This is a genomic window from Halomarina salina, assembly GCF_023074835.1.
Lineage (GTDB): Archaea > Halobacteriota > Halobacteria > Halobacteriales > Haloarculaceae > Halomarina > Halomarina salina.
Window position 1 is genome coordinate 2,847,354 of record NZ_JALLGW010000001.1, and the last position, 20,482, is coordinate 2,867,835.

Consider the following 20,482-nt stretch of genomic DNA (forward strand, 5'->3'; position numbering starts at 1 on the left):
GAAGACTATGTCGAAAGGGCTCTCTCTCGTTCCGTTGTCCGACCCTGTCGGGGTCCGTATCCTCGATGATATCCAGGGCGTCACGACGGACCTTTGGACCAATACAGCAGTGTCCCTTTCACCCTGTTCTCCTGATGCGTTCTGCTTCCCCGTCGATAGTGCATATGATCTCAATGTTGAGGAGGTCCGTCTCCCGACCGAGGTCAACGTCATCATTCGCGCTCGAGACGCGACTGTTCTTGGAACAGCGATGAACAAAGAGGAGACGTTCATCGGATCGGATCAGCGTGGGCGACGTCCACTCACGGCTGAGGTCGCGTCTCAAAAAGTCAATCTGTACTTTAGCGCTCGCGGTGGGCTGCAAACCACGCTTCGGGATGGCGAGCGTCACATCAGCACCGAGAACGGAGAACCACTGCGTATCGGAATCCGATCGCGCCACGAGTACCCTGAAGCAACGATTACAACCGATTCCTCACCGCGCAGTCTCATGCGAGCTGTCTCAGCATTCGGATCGGCGCTTAAAACAGACTCACCCGAGCGCTCCTGGCCAACGATGCGCGGGTTTCCCCCGCTGGTTGAGGTCCGTGATGGCGGCCAACAGTTCGACGACCCGGCCAATCTGGAGATTACAGCCGCTGAGAGTGACGTTCGAATCGAGGTATTCCCAACGCATGAGGCTGTATTCCACGTCGCGTCGCTCGCGTACTATCTTGGCGTGCCAGTGGTTCCCCTCCCACAGTCCGCTCGGACGGACATCAGTTCACCCGGCCGATTAATCGTTGGGTCCTCAACCGTAGAACTCGGCACGGGCACCCACCCGCATGAGCGAGTCACTGAGGTGCTCCAGCAAGTGTTCACCTTGGACTGTGTCACGCGAACAGAGGGCCTGTACCCGATCGATCTCAATGTTCGAAATGCGCTTGAGGGTCGTGGGATCTGCTTTGACTGGCATGCCCTCTATCACGACCCACTCTCCGAACGGCTCCAGACGTACCTTTCGGTGCCGTATTCACGTCTCGAAGATCTCGTCCCCCGATGGAAGCTCACCGCAGACATTGATTCAACCCCGGAACATGCAGAACAGCTTCCGTTTCTCGTGAGTGAGTTGGCGGAAGTGAGACGGGCAGGGAACGGTGCAGTCACAACAGCTGCGAACACACTGGACGTAGTCGGAGAGTTCTACCGAGAACGGCGATTGGCCGCCCCGATAGACGGGGGACCGTTACGGGCACTGCCATCCCGCGACGTCCGTAACGAAGCCAGCCTGAATGAACAGATCATCACGACAGCACCGACGGAATCGATACAGCATCTGTGGCTGAGTGATGGTGTGCCAGCAGGGGCAGCAAAGCCGACAATCGAGGCGTTCAAACGGCGTATCGATGAACAGCCGTCCGGGGATGTTCGCGTCGCAGTTGTGGTGAACGACGCGGAGATGCACGATGAGTTATCAGTTCAAGATCTTTACGGCCTTCGTGACTTCATCTCGTTCGAGGTCGATATCCACGAGAATCTGACACAACGAGAGTTGGCGATACTGCTCGCCGAGGAACGCGACTTCGTGCATTACGTCGGGCACGTCGACGAGCGAGGCATCCAGTGTGCGGATGGGTGGCTGGACGCTCGGTCGCTCACCACGGTCAATACACGTGCGTTCGTCCTCAACGCGTGTAAATCGTATGATCAGGGGGCTGCACTCATCGAAGCCGGTGCGATTGGTGGTGTCGTGACGCTCCGTCTCGTCCCAAACGAGCCTGCAACCCGCATCGGGCGGACGCTTGCACGACTCCTCAATGCTGGGTTTTCACTCGGGAGTGCACTCGATTTGCTGGTTGATGACACGATCACTGCACAACAGTATACGGTCGTTGGCGATCCGATGGTGTCGGTCGCAGATGGCAAGAGCGGGACACCAATCAGTGGGTCTATTGAACGACGTGGAGAGGATCGATTCGCTCTCACTGTCTCTGCGTATCCTTCTGAGTGGGCGAACCTGGGGGCGACCTACCTGCCGAGTGTGAGTAAAGACGGGGTTCAGTATCTCAACTCAGGGGTCTTAGATACGTTTGAACTCACAGGTGACGAGCTACGTGAGGGATTCAGTCGAGAGCGCTTCCCAGTCATCGTGAATGGGAGAATTCACTGGAGTGACTGCCTCTCCCTTGATGAGATCTTCTGAGGATTGGCATCCTTCCCACCCTGACGGGCGAGGATTCCCGACCGCAGGTAGGATACTATGGTTTACGACGTGACCTGCTCTCGCGGTGCAAAGCAGCCGCTCTCTGAATCGAACAGGTACTTCGATGGCTGTGCCAACCAGCCGGTACTCCTATCCTCAGCAGGACTCGGAGTTACTTTTCGTCGAATGTTCTCCGCACCACCCACATCCGCGTTCGCTACCACGCCGCATGAATCACAGACGTACAACCCGCGCTCCACGCGGCTCCCACCACGGTTCCGACCACACGCAGAACAGGACATCGACGTGGCTCGTTCGGAGACGAGGCTCACCTCGATGCTCTGCGCTTCGGCTTTGTAGTCGAGCATGTCGGTGACCCGGACAACACCCACGAGTGCAAATCGAGGTTGCCGTGAGATCCCCAGTTCTTCGCCAGCCCCGTCTCCTCGTCATCACGGATCCCACCGAGGTCGCCCACGATGAGTTCACCCACGTTCTGCTCGACACATCGGTCGACGGTGTGTTTCGACAGCGCGTGAAAGTAGTGGGTTCGCCGCTCTGAGAGTATGGTGTTCAACCGCGTGGCCTGTTCTGACTCAGCGTCCTCACACCGAGCAATCTCCTTGCGGAAGTAGTAGTCGTCTTCCTTGAGGCAGTTCAACGGGTACAACTCCCCGTGGACGTCTTCATAGGCGAGCGCGGCGAACGTGCAGATGCCGAGGTCGATACCCACAGTGTTCTCGCCGGGGCCCTCCTCAGCGTCGAGGGAGACCTTGCAGACGAAGTGGAGCTCCCACTCATCGCCCGTCCAGACGGCGCGGACCTGCTGGACGCTCTCGACGGTCGAGAGATCGACGTCGGGGCGAGTCTGGTACTCACACCGCACGAAATCAGACCAGTAGTCTTTGGTGTTCTCACCTTTCGAGAGGCGAACGCGTTGATTTGTCGTGTCGAGTTTGAAGCCAGCGGCTTTGAACGTGACCGTTGAACGTGGGTGATAAAGATACGAGCGCATACCCCCGTCTTCAGGCGGGGGTCAAGCGGACCATAGCCTACACACCCACCGACGACGCCACGGCTGGATTTCCCACCGTTCTATCGGTAGTATTAACCCACCGGCGAACTATAGTGTGCAACACGGATGAAGACCACACGGCACGCGACCTACAACCTCAACTACCACATAGTGTGGGTGCCGAAGTACCGCCAGTCGGCACTCGTCAACGAGGTCGCCAGTCGTGTCCGGTCTATCCTTCACGAAATAGCCGACGACAAAGGCGTCGAAATCCTCGACCTCACCGTACAGCCCGACCACGTTCACCTTTTTGTCAGTAGCCCGCCCAAGAACGAACCGGCGCTACTCGCCAACTGGTTCAAGGGTATCTCCTCGCGCAAGTACAACCACCGATACGCCGACCACGACGGCGAGAAAATCGGATGGGCGCGAGGATACTACGCAGGGACCGCCGGGCACGTTTCGAGTGAGACAGTCGAGAACTACATCCAGCAACACAAGGAGGGCGATTCGTGACCGAACTCACGAAGACGCTGGAACTCAAACTTGTGGACCCGAACGCACACAAGCGGAGGAAACTCCGTGAGACGCGAGAGGCATACCAGCAAGCCCTCCAAGACGCTTTCGACGCCCGATGTACCACGCAGACCGAAGCGAACGACGTGGTAGTCAACTACGACCTGAGTGGGTACGCGAAGAACGCGCTCAAGAAGTACGTCCCACAACTCACGACAACCTACAACGCGGGCGAACTTCATGACGACCACCCTGTCCACTTCACCAACGAAGGGCTACGGCTCGACCACAAGCCCGAGAACGCAATTGAGTGGTACGTCAAAATCCCGCACCACGAGGACTACCACCTCTGGATGCCCGCACAACCGAATCCCGAACAGCGGGACTGGTTGGAAGCGTTGCACGCTGACGACGCGACGATGGGAGAGAGTCGGCTGTTCGAGCGGGACGGGACGTGGTATCTCCACGTCACCACCACCCGCGACGTAGAGGAACGCTCCGATGTGTCCGCCGAAGAACGGACGCCCCTTGGAGTGGACATCGGGGAAGCGTCACTCGTCACGGTGTGTCACCGCGACGGCCACGGTTCTCCTACCGCGCCCGAACTGTGGGCCGACGAAGGTAAGACTGTCCGTCGGCTCCGCAAGACCTACTTCACCGCTACGCGCCGACTCCAGACGCGCGGAAGCGAGCATATCGCAGAGTCCTTCGGGGACGATATATGGTGCCAGATAGACGACGTGTTCCACCGCGTCACCCGTGAGGTCGTGGAGTACGCAGAGTCCGTCGAGAACCCGGTTCTCGTTCTGGAAGACCTGACGTACATACGGGAGTCGATAGACTACGGCGACTTCATGAATCGGCGTCTCCACGGATGGGGATTCGCCAAACTCCACGCACAGATACGATACAAGACCATCGAGAAGGGTATCCCCGTCGAGACGGTGAACCCGCGTAACACGTCGAAGGAGTGCCACGCTTGCGGTGAAGTGGGGTATCGCCCGCGACAGGCGACGTTCAAGTGTACGAACGACGCTTGCTGGATGGGTGAGTACCAAGCGGACGTGAACGGCGCGATAAACATCGCAGACCGCTACCTCAGCGGAGAGAGCCATTCAAGAGAACACACGGATGGCAATGACTCGGCTGAGGATGGGGGGCGTTTGACCGCCCCACAAGACACCCAAGCCGATGCTACCACGCAGGAGACGCTTGGGACGTATGCGTCTTGAAACCATAGAGCCACACTCAGCCTGAAATCCCGTGGTGGGATTCCCGCGTCTTTAGGCGCGGGAGGAGGTCAACCTGAGGTACGCCCGTTCAACTCCCGATGGGAAGTATCCCATGTCGTAGTCTGCAACAACCGAGCTTGGGGCATACTCGGGTTGTGATCGCACCACAGAAAATCGAGCACTCCCCTCAAGCCGATGGGCAATCTGGTCGAGTATATCGTAGTCGATTGCACCGCTTTCTGGAGGCTCCCCACTGTCCCTATCTTCCCGTAAGTACTTAGGTACGTACGTACCTAACAAGACTGCCGATGGGGACAATCAAATTCGACGTTCCGGATGAGTTGGAAGATCGCTTCAGAGAGTGGGCGATGAAGCGATTTGGCCACAAACGAGGGTCGCTTGGAAAAGCAGGAGAGGAGGCCGTCTCAGTGTGGGTCGCTGAGCAGGACATCGACCTCGAGATTACACCTGCGCAGAACCCGATTCTGAGCAAACGTGGGGCCCTCAGTCAGGTCGAGGCGTCAAGTACCGACCTCAAACATTCTGTTGGAGAAATGTTGCTTGAGGAACACCGGGCCAAACGAGACACAGACGAATGATTATCGACCAAGGAATCTTTCTCGAGTACTACCTTGATGATACGTATGCGACGGAGTGCGAGACGATTATCGAGGATTTGACCACCGGCGACATTGAGGGATATCTCACCGACTTTCATCTGCACGGCGTGTGTACGATTTTCAACACCTACTTCCAAGAGTCTGCACCAGACGAGATACAGGATTTCGTCTACTCGGTGGCTGCCGCTGAAGGGCTTGAGCTGTATCGGCTCTCGCTTGGTGATAAAATCAACATCTGTGAGTGGCAGCGAGACAGCGCGTTCGATTTCGACGATGCAACGCTCGTGTATGTCGCAGATATCCTCGAAGACGAAACTATCGTCTCGATAGATGAACACTTGGACCGAGACGGCGACATCAGCTTCGAACGGCTTCATCCACGGGACTACTAGCTCCAGAGGGTGGGGCTGCCGTGGCGTCGCCACGGGAGCGGTGGGGGGAGGAGGGGTCGTGGGCACTGGGACTCACAAACAAAAAACAAACCGCGCAGCGAGTGTCTCTCGCGTTCTGAGACGATTAGGGGAACACCACTGCCGACCAGCCCGTCAACGCGACCGAGACGCGCTCACCATACCAGTTCCACGCGACGTTCCGTAGTCTGACTATCTCGCCTTCTGCCAGCCAGGGCTGGTTGCTCTTCGCCCAACTGGTGAACTTGACCGTCCCTGTTTCATCCTCGATCAGGCCGACTTGCGCGATCGATGGGTGTGATGGTGTCCACAATGTCTTCACCCGGCCCTCGATATCGACCTCACTGCGTCCGACCGTTTCGATCTCGTCGAGAGGCACGATCGCTCCGGGAGTCGCGTTCACCTCTTCAAGAGTGTCGAGGACGGCCGTCTGCAGATCCGCTCCGGCGTTCATCCGCGATGCAATCCGGACCTCGATACCCGACTGAGCCATCCCGCCACGCACCCGCTCGGCGATTCGCGCTGCCTGCGTCTCAACCGCTACTCGCGTCTCTTCATCCAGTGCAGCCATCTGGTCAGCCCGTTCAACATCGTCTCGACCACACTGTGTGACCGACATCCCACGACACACCGCCTCGCGCTTGGATGTCTGGGACCGGTCACTCCGTTCACGTGTCTTCCGCACCTCCAACTCACGGGCTTCCCACCGTTCCTGAGCTTCGAGCGTCATCCCGAACGGCCGCTCACGCTCATCCCGCTCAACTGCCGCTGCTGCCTCGATGACGTCCGAATCGATGGTCGCCTGCACCTCCAATGCCACCGTCGCTCTCATCTCGACTCGTTCATCGACTTCCCACCGAACCTCAGAATCCGCAGTTCGTTCACTGGCGTCGCTACCTTCTTCACTCCCGCTGATCTTGCTACTCATGGTCATTAGGACCGACGGCACTCACGCGCCCGACAACCGCGACCCTTACATCGCGGTTTTCTCACCGACTGACCGTCTTCAGTCACAACGTCGTCTGCGCTCGCTCGCGCCGTCGAGCGCCCATCGGGCGCGAGCGAGCGCTTCTCTTAGACTAACCCACCAGCCCCGCGCGCTGGGCCAGCCGACACGAGCGGCCAGCACACAAGCCGGTGGCGTGTCTGCTCTGCAGACCGACAGCGCGCTTGGTGCTGGCGCACCGAGAGGGTGCGAGCGAGTGAGTGAGCGAGTGCAACGAGCGGTGTGGTCGGCTGGCTGAGAAGCGAGCGGGGTGTGCCAGACTGAGAGTGGTTTCCTCCCCGCTGTGTACAGCGGGAGTCGCCTCCTGCTACAGATGGTAGACACACCGAACGCGGGTATCGATCGGAGTCGATGATGGGTCTTCAGAATATCAATGGTGCCAACAGTCCGGAAGATGTACAGAGACTACAAACAGTACTACTGGACAGAGCGACGCTGGGAGGGATATTTCACGTCGTATCGTGCTGGGGAGACGACATCTGGACATTGGTGAAGTCGAAACGGGCACCGCCATCGGATCCTTCTCGTATGTCCACGTCCCAGCCGTGAGCAAGAGCTATCTGATGGATACTCGCCAGTCCTGTCCCGGTTCCATCTTTTTTCGTCGTGTACTCAGGCTCGAAGACTTTTTCGCGCTCCTCTACGGGAATGCCCGGTCCATTATCTTCGACATAGAACCCATCCGCGAGAGAACCGACACGCACCGTTGCCGTGTCTGTTCCGTGTTCGAACGCATTGCGAATGAGATTCTCGAACATCCGCTGTAGTGCCATTTCGTTGGCTTGAATCTGAATTCCTTCCTCGACTTCATCCGTTGCCTTTGCTGTTGCCTGTGACCGCCACGCTTGATCGAATACATCGTCCAGGCGAATCATGGAAACCTCATCCACGAGACGACCAGCCTGCATTGCCGTTGTTAGTTCCCCCAGCATAGCCGCTGCTCTGTCTATCGAGTCATCGACGGCCTCAAAGTGCTCTTCATGGCCCGTCTCGCGAGACAATTCGAGACGCCCTTTCGCAATCTGTAGGATGTTCCCGAGGTCGTGTGAGAGAACACGGCCAAACCCTTCGAGTTGCTTGATAGTCGCTTGGAGTGTCTGGCTCTTCCGCTTTTGAGCAGTGGTATCAGATAAGACCGCGACGACGTTTTCGATTTCGTTCTGCTCGTTCCAGAGTGGAGCGGCGTTTATCGAGACCCAAACGACGTCCCCCTCTGCCCGTCTGATACCATGTTCTACATTGTACACTGGTTCCCCCGTCTCCCGAACGCGGTTAAACGGAAGCGCGTTGTCCGAGATCAGCGTCCCCTCCTCGTCGACAACGTCCCAATGGGCGTCATCGAACGTTCGGTTGAGGAGCTGCGATTCACAGAGACCGAGTATCGTTTCAGCTCGCTCGTTGGCCCGCACAATCCCACCGTATTCATCCAGAACGACGATAGCCGATGGGTTGAGATTTAGTACGCGAGAGAAGAACTCTCGGCTGCGCTCAAGTTCGCGCTCGGTGTAATATCGGTCGACGTTGTTCCGAATTCGGTTCGTTAGTACCTCGCACTGTTCGATGCCACCCGTTTTCTGCAAGTAATCGGTGACACTACGACTGATCGCTGTGCTGGCGGATCTCTTCGCTTCCCTTGCCGGCAAACAGGATAAACGGGATTTCGGGGTACGATTCCTGAACGGCCTCCAGAAATTCTAGGCCGTTCCTTCCCGGCATATCGTAATCGCAGACGACACAGTCGATTCTGCTCTGTTCGAGCCGGTCGAGCCCGTCGGCCACGCACGTCTCGGAGACGACCTCGAAGGTCCCCTCCTCACGTTTGAGGAATATCGATACAAGCTCACCAAAGTCTGCATCATCATCAACGTGAAGGATTCGTGTAGCATCTCTCGCCATAGTAAGTATCACCATTGTTTGGGAAGTCTTGTCTAGATATTTCCATGCCACTTATCGGTACACATAATCATATTAGATAAGATAACATATCCTATTGATACAGAGAGAGGCCACCCCTATCGAGCTGGAGGGCGCGATTTCTCAACGTCAGTCCTCTGTATCGAGCGATTTGCTAGACTACCGTTTTGAGAGCCGTCGGTTGCAGAGACGTGCCGAATTTGCAGTATGCGCTCTCCTACGGCCACTGGTAAGAGGTTGAACCAGACCGAGGATATCGGTTCAAGTAGCGACCGTTCATTCTGTGGTGATTACCATCAGCAGAACACCCAACCCAAGGCTCTCTTGTATCCTCTATTTCTGATAGAACCACGTGTCTTGCGAGCACTACTACAACTACATCATGATTTGATATCGTAACGAAGCTATCAGCCGAACTGCGTCCACAGCGCCACTAGCAACTGAATTGACGGGAATAGCGAGACAACCATGGGCATTATTACCACGCCCTTCTGCGACCCGAATTAGTGGCATCAGACAATACCCAAAATTCAGATATATTCGGCGATTGGAACGAGCGATCCGCCATCGAAATCACGCCAACGACCGATTCATTAGATCCGATACAGGTCGTTCGCCACCTCAAGCGGTGTCACTCGGTTCTCGATGAGGAAATCTTGGAGTGGCAACTCATCCTCGATGGGGGAGGGTGCACCTACCGCATCAGTGCACCTCCGAGGGTTCTCGATGATATTCACCCGATACTCCGCGAGGCGCTCGCTGGGTACGCACTCAGACGGGTCGAGATCATGGAGCCATTGCCAATCGATGAAGCGTCGCTGTGTGGCGTCGAATTCGAGGGCCACGGTGCCCGGAAGAATGACTGGCAGACTGGACTTCGGCCACTCATCACCGATACCACACCTGCCCACAACGCACCCGCTCACAATGCACCCGCACGTGACACGAAGCCGGCGTTCACCTCGCTCGTCAACTCACTTGCAGAGACCGAGGCGACCGTCGTCTATCAGGCGCTTCTCACGGCAAGAGACGACTGGACACATCTCGCCGATGACCGCCGCTATCAGCTGAAACACAACCTCGATACTGTAGCCATGCGCTTGGGGAACTTCCTGTTTCCCCCGGATCCCGAGGCAGACATCGAACCGTATGAGGGACACGAAGACCGCATCGAGCGCATCACATCGATGGACACCAGGTGCTCGTTTACGGTTGCCGCTCGAGCGATTGCGTGGGGACCCGAAAGCGACCATGCACTCAAGAGCCTCACGTCTGCGCTCAACACATCGAGGGGGAAATACTACGAGCCAGTCGGTGTCCACAGCGATCAGCCACTGCAGCTCGCTGAGCGGATGGGCGCGCGCACGATTCCGACCTGCACGATGCTGATGCGACTGTTTATCTGGCTTCTCGGCAGTAGTGTTCGTCCGACGCTGGTTGCAGATGCCCGATCGCTTGCCCATTTCTGTACCATCGATGGTGGCCAACTCACGTCGAACGGACGGCGCAGAATTGCTGCAACACCACCAGAACGAACAGGCCTCCCCCAGCCAGCCGAGAACATCCTCGACCAGTACAAGTCGGGCTTTCCACTCGGAACTGCGCTCTCGAGTGATGGCGAGCCGACCCAACAGATAGCACTCCCACCGTCGATGCAATCACGACATATCCTGATTCTTGGGAAGTCAGGTGCCGGGAAGACGATTTTCGGGGAGTCTGGTATGCTCAATAACCAGCCGCGTCAATCCGACGCGACCGATGGGAGGTCACCTCGCCAACTCGGGGCGTCGATTATCATCGATGGGAAGGGAGATGGGATGCCCCAGGAGTACCTTCAGGCGCATTATGCGAAGCATGGAACGCTCGATGGTGTCTATTACTTCAAGTGTGCGGAGATACTCCCTGCGGTCTCGTTTTTCGATATCGAACCAGCCCTTTCCTCGAACATACCACGAGAGCAAGCCGTCGAGGATATCGCCGACCACTACATCGAGATCCTCGAAATCATTATGGGCACCGAGCGATTCCACCAGGCGGTAAAATCGCCCTCGGCAATCCGCTATCTCATCAAGGCACTGTTCGACCCAGTCCATGGGGGCGATGCGTTCTCACACGATGCCCTGGAGAAGGCAGCAGTGGACATGAAAGCGACAGAGGATGCCCCTCCGGTAAGCGATGAGAATCTCAAGCGAATGCTGGGGAGTATCACCTCCGATACAACCCAGACTATCGAGATGGTGATGGGTGGCGCAGAGACCCGCATCAACAAGATTCCCGAAGACAGCCGACTCAAAAAGCTCTTCACGCACGTTCCGGAGGAGGGTGATGCCCAGTTCGCATTTAGCGATGTCCTCGATGATGAGAACGCCACGATCATCTTCGACACCAGCGGCTTTCGGTCACGGTCACAACGAGCCCTCACGCTCGTCTTGCTCTCGAAGCTCTGGACCGCGCTCAAACACCGGGCAACCAACCAGATGGGGGACAATCCAATCGTCAGCCTCTACATCGAAGAGGCGGCCGACGTCGCCTCCACGCGCCTCATGACCGACCTGCTCAGCAAAGGTCGTGGGTTCGACCTCTCGGTCGTGCTGTCGATGCAGTTTCCCAAACAGGTACGCGCGGCCAGTACCCGCGGCTATGCCGAGCTCCTCAACAACATCTCGACGCTCATCTCGGGGAACGTTGCGGTCGATGCTGACCTCGCTACCCGGTTTGCAACCTCGGATATGTCCGCCACTGAGGCTGGAAACCGACTCCGCTCGCTCAAGCGTGGAGAGTGGCTCGCCAGCCTGCCCAGTGAATTCGGCGTTCCAGAGCCACGGCCATTCACACTCCAGTCGCCCTCACTTCCCGATGGGCATCCCGAGAGCGACCGGCCACTGACGCCAGCGATGCAGGCGGGATTCGATGGCCTGTTCGACTTACTCCGCGAGGATACCCTCGATCAGTACGGTATCGATATCACGGACACTGAGAGAGCCTCCGCAGCCCCCAGCAGCGAGCCAACGGTGACACCTGACCACGCTCACGTGTTAGAATACACGAAGCGCTTCCCGGAGGGCATCGAATACGACGCTACCGCAGAGGTGATCGTCTGCTCACACTGTGAGACGCGCTATAAGACATCACTCGATGGCTTGCTTATGGCTGTCGAGTGCTGCTATGGCCTCGACCGTCTCGACCGTGAGGACGTCCCGCTCTGTTCGCTGTCAACCAAGCTCTCGCCGGATGAGCGGGCAGCAACGGGCTATTCCAACCAGCAGGTGTTCTTCCTCCAGGCGGTCTATGACGCTCACCAACAGCGCGTCGACTCCGACTGGGAGTACAACCTCATCTGGGATTCGATGGTCAGACTTCAGGAGTACACTGGCGTTACGCAGCACCATGTGAATGAGCTCATCGACGACGGTCTTCTATCGAAAGACACGGATTATCCGCACCGACTGTTCACGGTTACTGCTGGGGGCCGCTCCCTACTGAATGAGGCGCATAAATCCGGAATCGCATTCGGTGATGGAGAAGGAGACCTTGGCGAGTCGAGTTTCCATGTCGCGATGGTTCTCCTCGGGATGATGTTGCTCCAGCGCAACTACGTCGAAAGCCCAGATTCGGCGGCAACACACGTCCAGGCATACTACGATATCGGCGGGAGCTCACGACTCGATGCAGTGGCGTTGAACGACGATGGAGAGGTCATCGTCACGTTCGAGGCCGAGCGACTCAACCACGATATCGCCGAAGCCGTTCCAAGCGACTACGATAAGATGGGAGCGTTCGACCCGGAAGAGGCGATCTGGCTCGTCGAAAGCCGGAAAGCCGCCCACAAGCTCCTCAACACCCTCAATGACCCAAACGAGGGGCCACAACGTGTCGAGCAAACCTACAGTGAATCGACGGCGCCGCGAGACTTCATTATCGACACGCCCGGACTGACCCAGGTGTACACGTTCCGTGACGTGCGTGATATGCTCGCCGAGGACACCGAGTAGTCGGGCCCTGCTACCTGATTCAAGGAGAGCGTCCCGGCCTTCAGGTCGGGCGTGATACCAACCGCGTTCAGTCCGAACCACGCGGTCATGCTGGCCGGGGTCGTCTCTCGGGTGACTCAACGCGGAAAACTGGAGGTGGTTTGGCGTTCCTCCCGTCGGCGTGGTCGATAACACACCGTCGACCGGATTCACGTCCACCGACGCACCCGCCGAAAGGCGGGCATCAAAAACGCGAGCCTGCCGCGCCTGAGCCGGTCCACCGTGGCAGAAAGGACAGGCCGGTCGATGGCACGACCCGTGCCCGGACGCGAAGAAATCGACCGCAGAGACATCAACACGTCGAGAGCCACCATGCACGGCTCGCCACAGAGCCCGCCGGGCAACCCCGCGTTCTCTCGGTTGAGACTGCTGAGCGACGAGCAGCTAGCAACCCACGAGGAGCGGCTTCTCAACGACCTGGATTACCTCGAAAAGGGTATCGAGCAGTTCACCAACGAGACGAACTAGTCCTCGCTGGCGGCCAGCGCGGTGTACCCCCCGACGAGATTGCCGACGTCGCTAGTGTGAATCGCCTCGGTCTAGGCCCGAATCACTCGCCTTGGCTTCCTGAAGAAGTGGACATCTGGTCACGTCTCGCCGACCGAGTGAGCACCCACCACTGTCAGCGCACTCCCAAGCGTGCGTCACCATCCTGTCATTCTGCCAGCGCGAAGCCGCCTCACTCTCCATCGCCGAGACTCACACCCACCCCTCAGGAGAGCCCGATAGCTGAAGATGTGTCATGACAGTCCCGACTCGACGGATGCCATCGAGCACCCACTGTTCCACACATGGCCCCAACCCCCGGTAGATAGCGTTACTCTCCAGTGTGTGGGCACTCACCGCCGTCAGGCCAACCGATCGATAGCCACGGGTGACGGCCCGACCAGCGTGGCTCAGTAAGCCCTCCGAAAACAGCGGGTACAGCCACTAACACGACCACCTGCAAAGCCGCTCATGACCATACGCCACAGGCGAAAACCGATAGACTGCGGCCATGTGTGGAACGCTGTATCCCCGTCCAGTCAGCCGGTAGGCGCCGTTCAGTAGTATTCACCAGCACCAGCGATTCACCCGCCAGCGTGCAGTACGACCTCTCAGACAGTGAATTTCGACCCCCACTATGCCACCGTCAGAAACGCAATCCCCAGGTATTCACACATGCATAATCGCACGAGGGCGTCCATGTGTGGAACTACTCTCCCCTCAGGGAACACGAATCGCAGTGGCACTCCACCCAAGCGCAGCACAGTCACGACCCGTACTCGGCCGCAAGACGGCCAGTAGCCCCCATATATCGCTGTTTTCGGACTCACCGGCGACTACTCGGACACACCGGGGGGAGGGCGTCCCACGGACCAGCTACAGACACCAGTCGCCACATACCGCAATAGAGGGCATCTACCGGTCTTTTAGTCCATGTGTGGAGATTCGTTCATCCATGGAAACACGAAGCGGTGCCCGTCCATCCGATCTAGTCAGTGAGCAATCGTGAGTGCTGTCGGTCGAACGGCATTCTGCAACACGACATCAGGGAATAATGTTCGCCAACGCTGGTCATTGCTCGTTCCGCGAAGCGGGCTCGAGTAGGATGGTGCGCATTCACGCCGCAGGTCGAAAGTCTCCATATGTCCACTTTCCCAGGTGGGACTCTGCAGCCGGATTGGCGCTGTCAATCAGCTTGTGCAGAGCATTTCGGAGAGCGCCCCAACGTCAATCGCGGGTGTGCGCACCGTCGTACTCAAGCAGCTGATAGAGACAGCGAAGGAATCTCAGATAGACACGGCGAGAGCCTCAGGGCGTGAACAGCGAGCGTCGAAACGAACCAGTCGGACGCTTTCACCAACGGGAGAGGGTTACGCTAATAACCGCACTAGACCGGTCCAGAACCCTCCTGCAAGCGTGCAGTTCTGAGCCGGTGCCATCACCTTGCGCCACGCGGAGCAGAGACTACTGCGGTACCGCCACATGCACCTACCCTGCAATCCACGGCTGTTTTACTCAAACACAATGGTGGGCTCAGGGAGGCGAGTGACTCGGCGACTGATGGCCACAGGGGTTGTGATAGCCGTCTTTAGCGTCGCTCTCGCAATCCGTGCGCTGTCGCTTTATCAGAGTCCGCTTCCGTTCATCGTCGATGGCGTAGAGTATGCTGGCCAAGCCACTGACACGGTCGTGACCAGTTCGTTTCCACTAGAGGACCTCACGACCGACGAGATTGCCTTCACATAGCTTATTGCCGTCGTCAGCCGGGCGACCGGCATCCCACCACTCTACATAACACAACCACTCAGCGTCGTCATCGGGGCGCTTCCAATCCTCGTCGTCCTCTCGCTCGTCATCCATCTCGGGAAGCGCTGGGGGTGGTCACCTCTCCGGCGAGAGACTGCCGCGGCTGTCTCCGGCTTACTGCTCGGTCTCAACTGCGGGTTTTTACAGCGATCCTATGCCACTGATGAGCAAACGCTCGCCCTGTTTCTTGTACCACTGCTTGGGATTGCAGCGATAACCGCTCTCGAGACTCGTGACTGGCGTTGGGGCGGACTGGCGACGCTTCTACTCCTCGTCTTCCCCACTGCACACCCTTTCGAGTCTGGTCGCTGCACTCCTCCTCACCAGCATCCTGTTCTACACAGTAGTGAACACCGACTCTCCTCCGGCAACTGCGATGGCGACAATCGGGTTAATCGGGGCTGCCATGTTCGTCTGGGTGTATTCACTTGGCTATCATCCGTTTGCAGTACGAGCGATGGGCCTACATATCGTCCAATCAGAGCGGCTGGTTCGAGCACCGGGGTTGTTCGTGGCCTGGGTTGTGCTCATTGGCGTCGGTATTGGCTGGCTGCCGAATACGAACCGGCTGACGCATCTTCTCATCGCAATCGGAACACTGGGGGTTGGGTTCGTTCTGCTCGTTGCCGATACAGCGCAGTCACTCTACCCAGGGACGTCGACGATTCCACCATTGACGATGTACCTCCTCTTGCCCTTGGTGGTTCCAGTAGCCATCGCAGGAGGAGGGCTCGCTCTGGTCAAAAATCGAAGTTGGCCCAAAGTCACGATCCTTTCGCTGTTCGTCGCACCCCTTGTGATCATCGGGTTTTCACTGACGGCTGGCGTGACTATTGACTACTTCTTCACGCTAATTCGAACCCATCTGTTCTTGTACCTGCCAGTGATGGCGCTGGCTGGGGCTGGCGTCGGCTGGTATCTGCTCGGTCCGTCGTCATCGAGATGGCGTGCAGCAAAACGAGGAGCCATCTGTGTCATCGTGCTCTGCGCTGCAATCTCGGCACCGGTCTCATTTCTCGGGCCTGAGACCCGCATCATTGAGGGAACGACGACAACCGCTGAGTTCGAGAGTATCGAGTTCGCCGACGAGCACGTCACCGGCCAGTGGGCAACGGACGGACACCTCGCCCGAGTAGCCTTGTATCAAAATCCTCCGAAGAGTCGGAAGGTCTCTGGAGAGCCACTCCCGCCCCAATCCACGCCGATAGCCATCAGTCACTGGACCCACGCTGGCGAAAAATTCGGGCATATATAGATTAAAAACACCATCTCAAAACGCCAACACATCCGTCACTCTTATGTGACAATTCAATGAAATCCACATAACAATTATGACGAGAGGAGGGTCGGGAATGGCGGCACCAGCGTGTCCAGAGTGTGGGAGCTTTCGAATCAGCGTCTCAATCACACCAGCGGGTGAGGAGGTGCCAGTCAGATGTGGACAGTGTGGCTGGCGGCGACAAACCGAGTGAAGTCCCCCGCACTGAACCACAGGGGACTCTGCTTGACTCTCTGTAGCGGCACTCGCATCCACCGTAGCCAAACCCTCAATATTGTATCATCTATTCACTACTCTCCCGGCCAGAGAGATGAATTTAAGTAGAAACGTGCGCTGGTAACTCACTACTGCCGTACTGGTGGTGTAGCACTACGCCATCGGAGGGCGGCACTATTGGATTCCACCGCGCCTCACGTGGCGGACTCCTCTTCGTAGCGCCGGAATCAACGGCTGTGGCAACTCCGAACTCGCCCAAAGAGTGGGAGATTACCCACTCGGGACGGGGGGTGTCATGGATGTGTCATCGTGGTAATGATACAATCTCGAGGGGCGCCATCAACGGGGCCTGGAGAAATCGAGGGATGGCCGGGACGCCATTACCACCGCGGCGTGACCGGCCTGGGGAGTTTGTGTGCCAGAGAGGGGCGGTCGTCGGAACCGCGTCAGAACCTACTCAGCCACAGATAGTGGGCTTTCAGGTGGGACAAATCCCAGTTGTACTCACGCGACGTTCACGGCGGTGCTAATATACCCCGTTGGACAGTCGCCCACCCCTCCGTCACAGTTCTCGAGGGAAGAGGCAATGTCTGCACAACAGCGTCGATCGAGGATTGACATCCTCCACGCGCCTGAAGGCGAAGGCATGCGCTTGATTATATGTCACCCATCCACCTGGCGACCGCTTCCGACGACGCAGATGCGAACGGTTCTCGCCCAAACGATTCGTCAACCTGGCACGGCCACCAATCACACGCCCCAACAATAGTGTCGCAATCGGTACCTGCGAATCGCACACATCAGATAGCCAGACCTGACTGGCAAATGAGTCCAGACTGCGCCCAGTACCCAATTGAGCGATATCGATGGTACCACTATATCGGGGGTGCTGTCTCCAACACATATTTCACCACAGAACTTATGGTGAAATATACAGTCGGTGGAGCGATTGCAATGCTCCCGCTCGGCTGAGTACCGCTTGCCATGCTAGCACCAGCGAGTGAAAGCCTGCCACTCGCTGGTTCGCGGTACTGTGCACTCTCGAGGGGTGTCTATGTTCTCCCCGAGATCATCGAGCCCCACTCACACTCTCGCGAACTACAGAAGTGAGGAACGCTCAGGTCAGAATCCCCCTTTGCTTGTCACCCGTGAGACGGTCTCTCGTTCACAGATTCACAACTTAAGGTATATATTCACTCAGAGCGGAGTTAAGATATCGCGGCCCGGTTTCGCTTCCTCTCGGTTCGGTGCTCTCTGGGTGCAGCGAGGTTCGATATCAATGTGGCAAGAGTACATTATCACCGCAGTGACGCTCGTTTTGACGGTCTCGGTTCTCCCGACGATTCGCGACCGACACGCACACATCCCGCTTACGACGTTTTGGGTTGACGACGGCAGGCCTCTTCGTGAAGACGCTGACGTTCGGGTCGATGGGGATGACGTATCCAGCAGTCGGCGCTGGGCTGGGCTGTTTGATGTGGGCGCTGCTCGCCTACCTGCGGTCGGGCATCCGTGACCGGCTCGTTCCGTCGTCGTCCGTGACACCAGACTCGTCGGTCGCCGAGTTCGCCGTCGGCGATGACTGACGGCGAGCAAGACACGTCCATCACAGTAGAATTTGGAGTTGGTCAGTCGCCCCCCCCCCTCTTGAGACGCGAACCGCTCCCAGCAGTCCGCATTCGGTAGCCAACGACTGTCTGTGTGACAGCTACTGACCACCACAGAAGTCGTGTGGGTGACAACCCATCAGACACTTCCAGTTAGACAATCTTATCTGTTGTCAGAACGTGCATTTCCGTGGGTGCGGCGAAAGGGAAAACGGCTGTCAGAGGCACTGCTTTCCCAGTAGGCCCACTCGCCCGGGGGCGGGGCAGGAACCGCTTCCACCTTCCACATCCATTTCTGCACACTGACGTGCGAGCAGGCCCACTAACTACGGCGACACCTACCTACTTAACATTTCAGGGTTTATTAAGCAGATTAAAATGTCTGACAAATGATTTTGAGTAGTAATGTATTAGTGGTGTGCGGGAAAAAGGTGGTAAGAAGCAGTAGATGACTGATTCGCTCGCGGCACACCCTAACAGCAGATTGCCCTCCACCAGTACCTGAAGACGCGGGTCTGCGCTTAATTCTCTACTAGACGAGTCGCGGTGAAAGAACGTGCTATACAGAGAAGGTGGTATCCGCACCCAGCCTATCGACACACTTCCACCGCCCACAATGGAATCCGAATTGTCACCTCGAGTCACCCACTACCACCGAATTCTAACGAGGTTCCTGGAGCGACAGGAGAGTCACTAACGGTCAGTCGTGAATTCAAGAGAGGAAACCCTCCCTGACACGAGATTCAGTAACTATTAGCTGGAGACATATCATCACCACTCCGAGCCATTCTCGAGCTGGATACTTTATTACTACCAGATAAGTGTAAGTAGCGAGGCTTCCTGAGTACTCTGCATGGTCGGGAGAGGGCCGAAGCGAGCGCGTGGCAAACGAAATCGCCGTCAGTTCTTACTCGCTACGGGCGCCGGGATTATCACGATAAGCGGGGGCCCTCAAAGCGGTCGGGTTCACCACTGGAAACGTCGATAGGGATGCTGCTATCTCTGTCGCCAATGACTCTTCGGCGGTTATTGGGATTGAACGCGCTGAGTCCGTCGCTGTGGGCCTGAGCGGGCAGCGCCTTGCGACAATTACGAACGGATTTCACTCGCGTGCGACACTACGCGTCACATTCGATGATGAGGCGCAGGGGTACGTTGAGAACACTCCCCTTGAGGTCGAACCGGGGGAAGTCGTCGAGATACAGTGCTCAGTCGACGATGCAGCGACCAGCGGCACGGTCTCATTCACAATCTCGCTGGCAACGATCGACCAGTCGACACGCGCCGAGCTTCAACGCTCGGTCCCAGTAAGTGAGTCCTCTCCCGAATTCTGGTGGACCATCGTAGATCGCACGAAAAACAGCGTGGCGAAGTACACCATTCAGTACGATGCAAGGGGACTTGCCGGCTTCGACTCACTCGATATCGAATTTGTCAACCAGGAACTTGACTACGACTCTGCCAATCCGACTCTCCCGTCCTCGCCCACCACGGACGAGCGTGGGAGCCTCACGCTGCGGGATGGAATTGGCGGTGCTGAGAATACCGAGTACGCCATTACGATACGAGCGTACGATGCCAGTGGGGCCGTGATCTTTGCGGAGACGCGAATGGATGTCGCAGGCGTAGACGACTCTGGTGGGTCTTCACCACCAGCACTGAACGCCGGTACGATTGACTCAGTCACTGTTCGAGATGAATTGGAGCACAACAGCGGATGGCTCTATATCGACTACGACGTCTCGGAGACGAACGACCACTATCAATACGTCGAGGTGGAGTACGAGAATCTCACCAACGATTGGGCCAGCAAGGTCTCGACCAAGCAGAGCGAGTCAGGTACGATTGACGTCGACTTGGGTGGGCAGGAAGGCAATGACGTCGTCATCACCGTTCGCGTCATCGATACTACCGGACTGACGGCTGATTCCGTTCGACTCGAGCATACCATCGGCCAGGCTGACGTCCTGGCTTGGCCATAGCCCCAACGGTTGGTCCAGAGGGCCAACACTGGTGGTTGACATCCTCCCCGCCGTGAATGGCGAGGCGTGCGCCTCGCGACTTTCCGTCACTGGTTGTGTGCCCCGATTCGACAGTCGCTACCCCCGTTCGGACGAGTACACCCTGAACGTTGCAGGACATCACGAACCGCGCCCACACCG

General features: G+C 57.5%; 13 protein-coding genes and 1 pseudogene. 10 read left to right on the forward strand and 4 right to left on the reverse strand.

Translation table 11 applies throughout. The features are described 5' to 3' along the window. Positions 1 to 7 precede the first annotated feature (7 nt). The gene (locus tag MX571_RS14525) at positions 8 to 2,182 is read left to right on the forward strand and encodes a hypothetical protein (RefSeq protein ID WP_247418029.1); all 2,175 of its coding nucleotides are present in this window, start codon (positions 8 to 10) and stop codon (positions 2,180 to 2,182) included. 62 nt (positions 2,183 to 2,244) lie between these two features. Here the strand turns inward: MX571_RS14525 and MX571_RS14530 are convergent. Beyond that, a pseudogene (locus MX571_RS14530) lies at positions 2,245 to 3,179 on the reverse strand (RNA-guided endonuclease TnpB family protein); the annotation flags it as partial. A gap of 144 nt (positions 3,180 to 3,323) precedes the next feature. On the opposite strand from MX571_RS14530, the gene tnpA reads away from it, so the two are divergent. The 4 genes from tnpA to MX571_RS14550 all read left to right on the forward strand — a co-directional run bounded on the left by tnpA (position 3,324) and on the right by MX571_RS14550 (position 5,957). Then, on the forward strand, positions 3,324 to 3,713 hold the full coding sequence (gene tnpA / locus MX571_RS14535; RefSeq protein ID WP_247418030.1) for an IS200/IS605 family transposase: 390 nt from the start codon (positions 3,324 to 3,326) through the stop codon (positions 3,711 to 3,713). Next, positions 3,710 to 4,945 carry an RNA-guided endonuclease InsQ/TnpB family protein gene (locus tag MX571_RS14540; protein WP_247418031.1) on the forward strand — a complete coding sequence of 412 codons (1,236 nt, stop codon included), beginning with the start codon at positions 3,710 to 3,712 and terminating at the stop codon, positions 4,943 to 4,945. The genes tnpA and MX571_RS14540 overlap by 4 nt, the downstream gene beginning before the upstream one ends. A gap of 308 nt (positions 4,946 to 5,253) precedes the next feature. Continuing rightward, positions 5,254 to 5,544, forward strand: coding sequence for a hypothetical protein (locus tag MX571_RS14545; protein ID WP_247418032.1), 291 nt, complete (start codon positions 5,254 to 5,256; stop codon positions 5,542 to 5,544). Beyond that, entirely contained in the window at positions 5,541 to 5,957 is a 417-nt protein-coding gene (locus tag MX571_RS14550; protein WP_247418033.1) for a hypothetical protein, read from the forward strand. The genes MX571_RS14545 and MX571_RS14550 overlap by 4 nt, the downstream gene beginning before the upstream one ends. A gap of 124 nt (positions 5,958 to 6,081) precedes the next feature. Here MX571_RS14550 and MX571_RS14555 read toward each other — a convergent pair whose 3' ends face one another. The 3 genes from MX571_RS14555 to MX571_RS14565 form a co-directional block, all read right to left on the reverse strand. Continuing rightward, on the reverse strand, positions 6,082 to 6,903 hold the full coding sequence (locus tag MX571_RS14555; RefSeq protein ID WP_247418034.1) for a DNA-binding protein: 822 nt from the start codon (positions 6,901 to 6,903) through the stop codon (positions 6,082 to 6,084). Between the two features lie 527 nt (positions 6,904 to 7,430). Further along, complete coding sequence (locus tag MX571_RS14560) at positions 7,431 to 8,624, reverse strand: ATP-binding protein (protein ID WP_368409032.1); 1,194 nt, start codon at positions 8,622 to 8,624, stop codon at positions 7,431 to 7,433. Then, positions 8,575 to 8,877 (reverse strand): response regulator, encoded by a 303-nt coding sequence (locus tag MX571_RS14565; protein WP_247418036.1) that lies wholly within the window; start codon positions 8,875 to 8,877, stop codon positions 8,575 to 8,577. Before MX571_RS14565 ends, MX571_RS14560 begins: the two co-directional genes overlap by 50 nt. A gap of 524 nt (positions 8,878 to 9,401) precedes the next feature. Here MX571_RS14565 and MX571_RS14570 point away from each other — a divergent pair. The 5 genes from MX571_RS14570 to MX571_RS14590 all read left to right on the forward strand — a co-directional run bounded on the left by MX571_RS14570 (position 9,402) and on the right by MX571_RS14590 (position 20,302). Then, positions 9,402 to 12,887, forward strand: a complete 3,486-nt coding sequence (locus MX571_RS14570; protein ID WP_247418037.1) for an ATP-binding protein — start codon at positions 9,402 to 9,404, stop codon at positions 12,885 to 12,887. 285 nt (positions 12,888 to 13,172) lie between these two features. Then, positions 13,173 to 13,394 carry a hypothetical protein gene (locus tag MX571_RS14575; RefSeq protein ID WP_247418038.1) on the forward strand — a complete coding sequence of 74 codons (222 nt, stop codon included), beginning with the start codon at positions 13,173 to 13,175 and terminating at the stop codon, positions 13,392 to 13,394. A gap of 2,200 nt (positions 13,395 to 15,594) precedes the next feature. Then, positions 15,595 to 16,473, forward strand: a complete 879-nt coding sequence (locus MX571_RS14580; protein WP_247418039.1) for a hypothetical protein — start codon at positions 15,595 to 15,597, stop codon at positions 16,471 to 16,473. 1,646 nt (positions 16,474 to 18,119) lie between these two features. Beyond that, complete coding sequence (locus tag MX571_RS14585) at positions 18,120 to 18,299, forward strand: hypothetical protein (RefSeq protein ID WP_247418040.1); 180 nt, start codon at positions 18,120 to 18,122, stop codon at positions 18,297 to 18,299. Positions 18,300 to 19,378: 1,079 nt separating this feature from the next. Next, positions 19,379 to 20,302, forward strand: coding sequence for a hypothetical protein (locus MX571_RS14590; protein WP_247418041.1), 924 nt, complete (start codon positions 19,379 to 19,381; stop codon positions 20,300 to 20,302). Positions 20,303 to 20,482 lie beyond the last annotated feature (180 nt).

Coding starts and splice junctions, on each gene's coding strand:
- MX571_RS14525 (WP_247418029.1), top strand. CDS start 8: ATGTCGAAAGGGCTCTCTCTCGTTCCGTTGTCCGACCCTGTCGGGGTC.
- tnpA (WP_247418030.1), top strand. CDS start 3,324: ATGAAGACCACACGGCACGCGACCTACAACCTCAACTACCACATAGTG.
- MX571_RS14545 (WP_247418032.1), top strand. CDS start 5,254: ATGGGGACAATCAAATTCGACGTTCCGGATGAGTTGGAAGATCGCTTC.
- MX571_RS14550 (WP_247418033.1), top strand. CDS start 5,541: ATGATTATCGACCAAGGAATCTTTCTCGAGTACTACCTTGATGATACG.
- MX571_RS14555 (WP_247418034.1), bottom strand. CDS start 6,903: ATGAGTAGCAAGATCAGCGGGAGTGAAGAAGGTAGCGACGCCAGTGAA.
- MX571_RS14565 (WP_247418036.1), bottom strand. CDS start 8,877: ATGGCGAGAGATGCTACACGAATCCTTCACGTTGATGATGATGCAGAC.
- MX571_RS14575 (WP_247418038.1), top strand. CDS start 13,173: ATGGCACGACCCGTGCCCGGACGCGAAGAAATCGACCGCAGAGACATC.
- MX571_RS14580 (WP_247418039.1), top strand. CDS start 15,595: ATGGCGACAATCGGGTTAATCGGGGCTGCCATGTTCGTCTGGGTGTAT.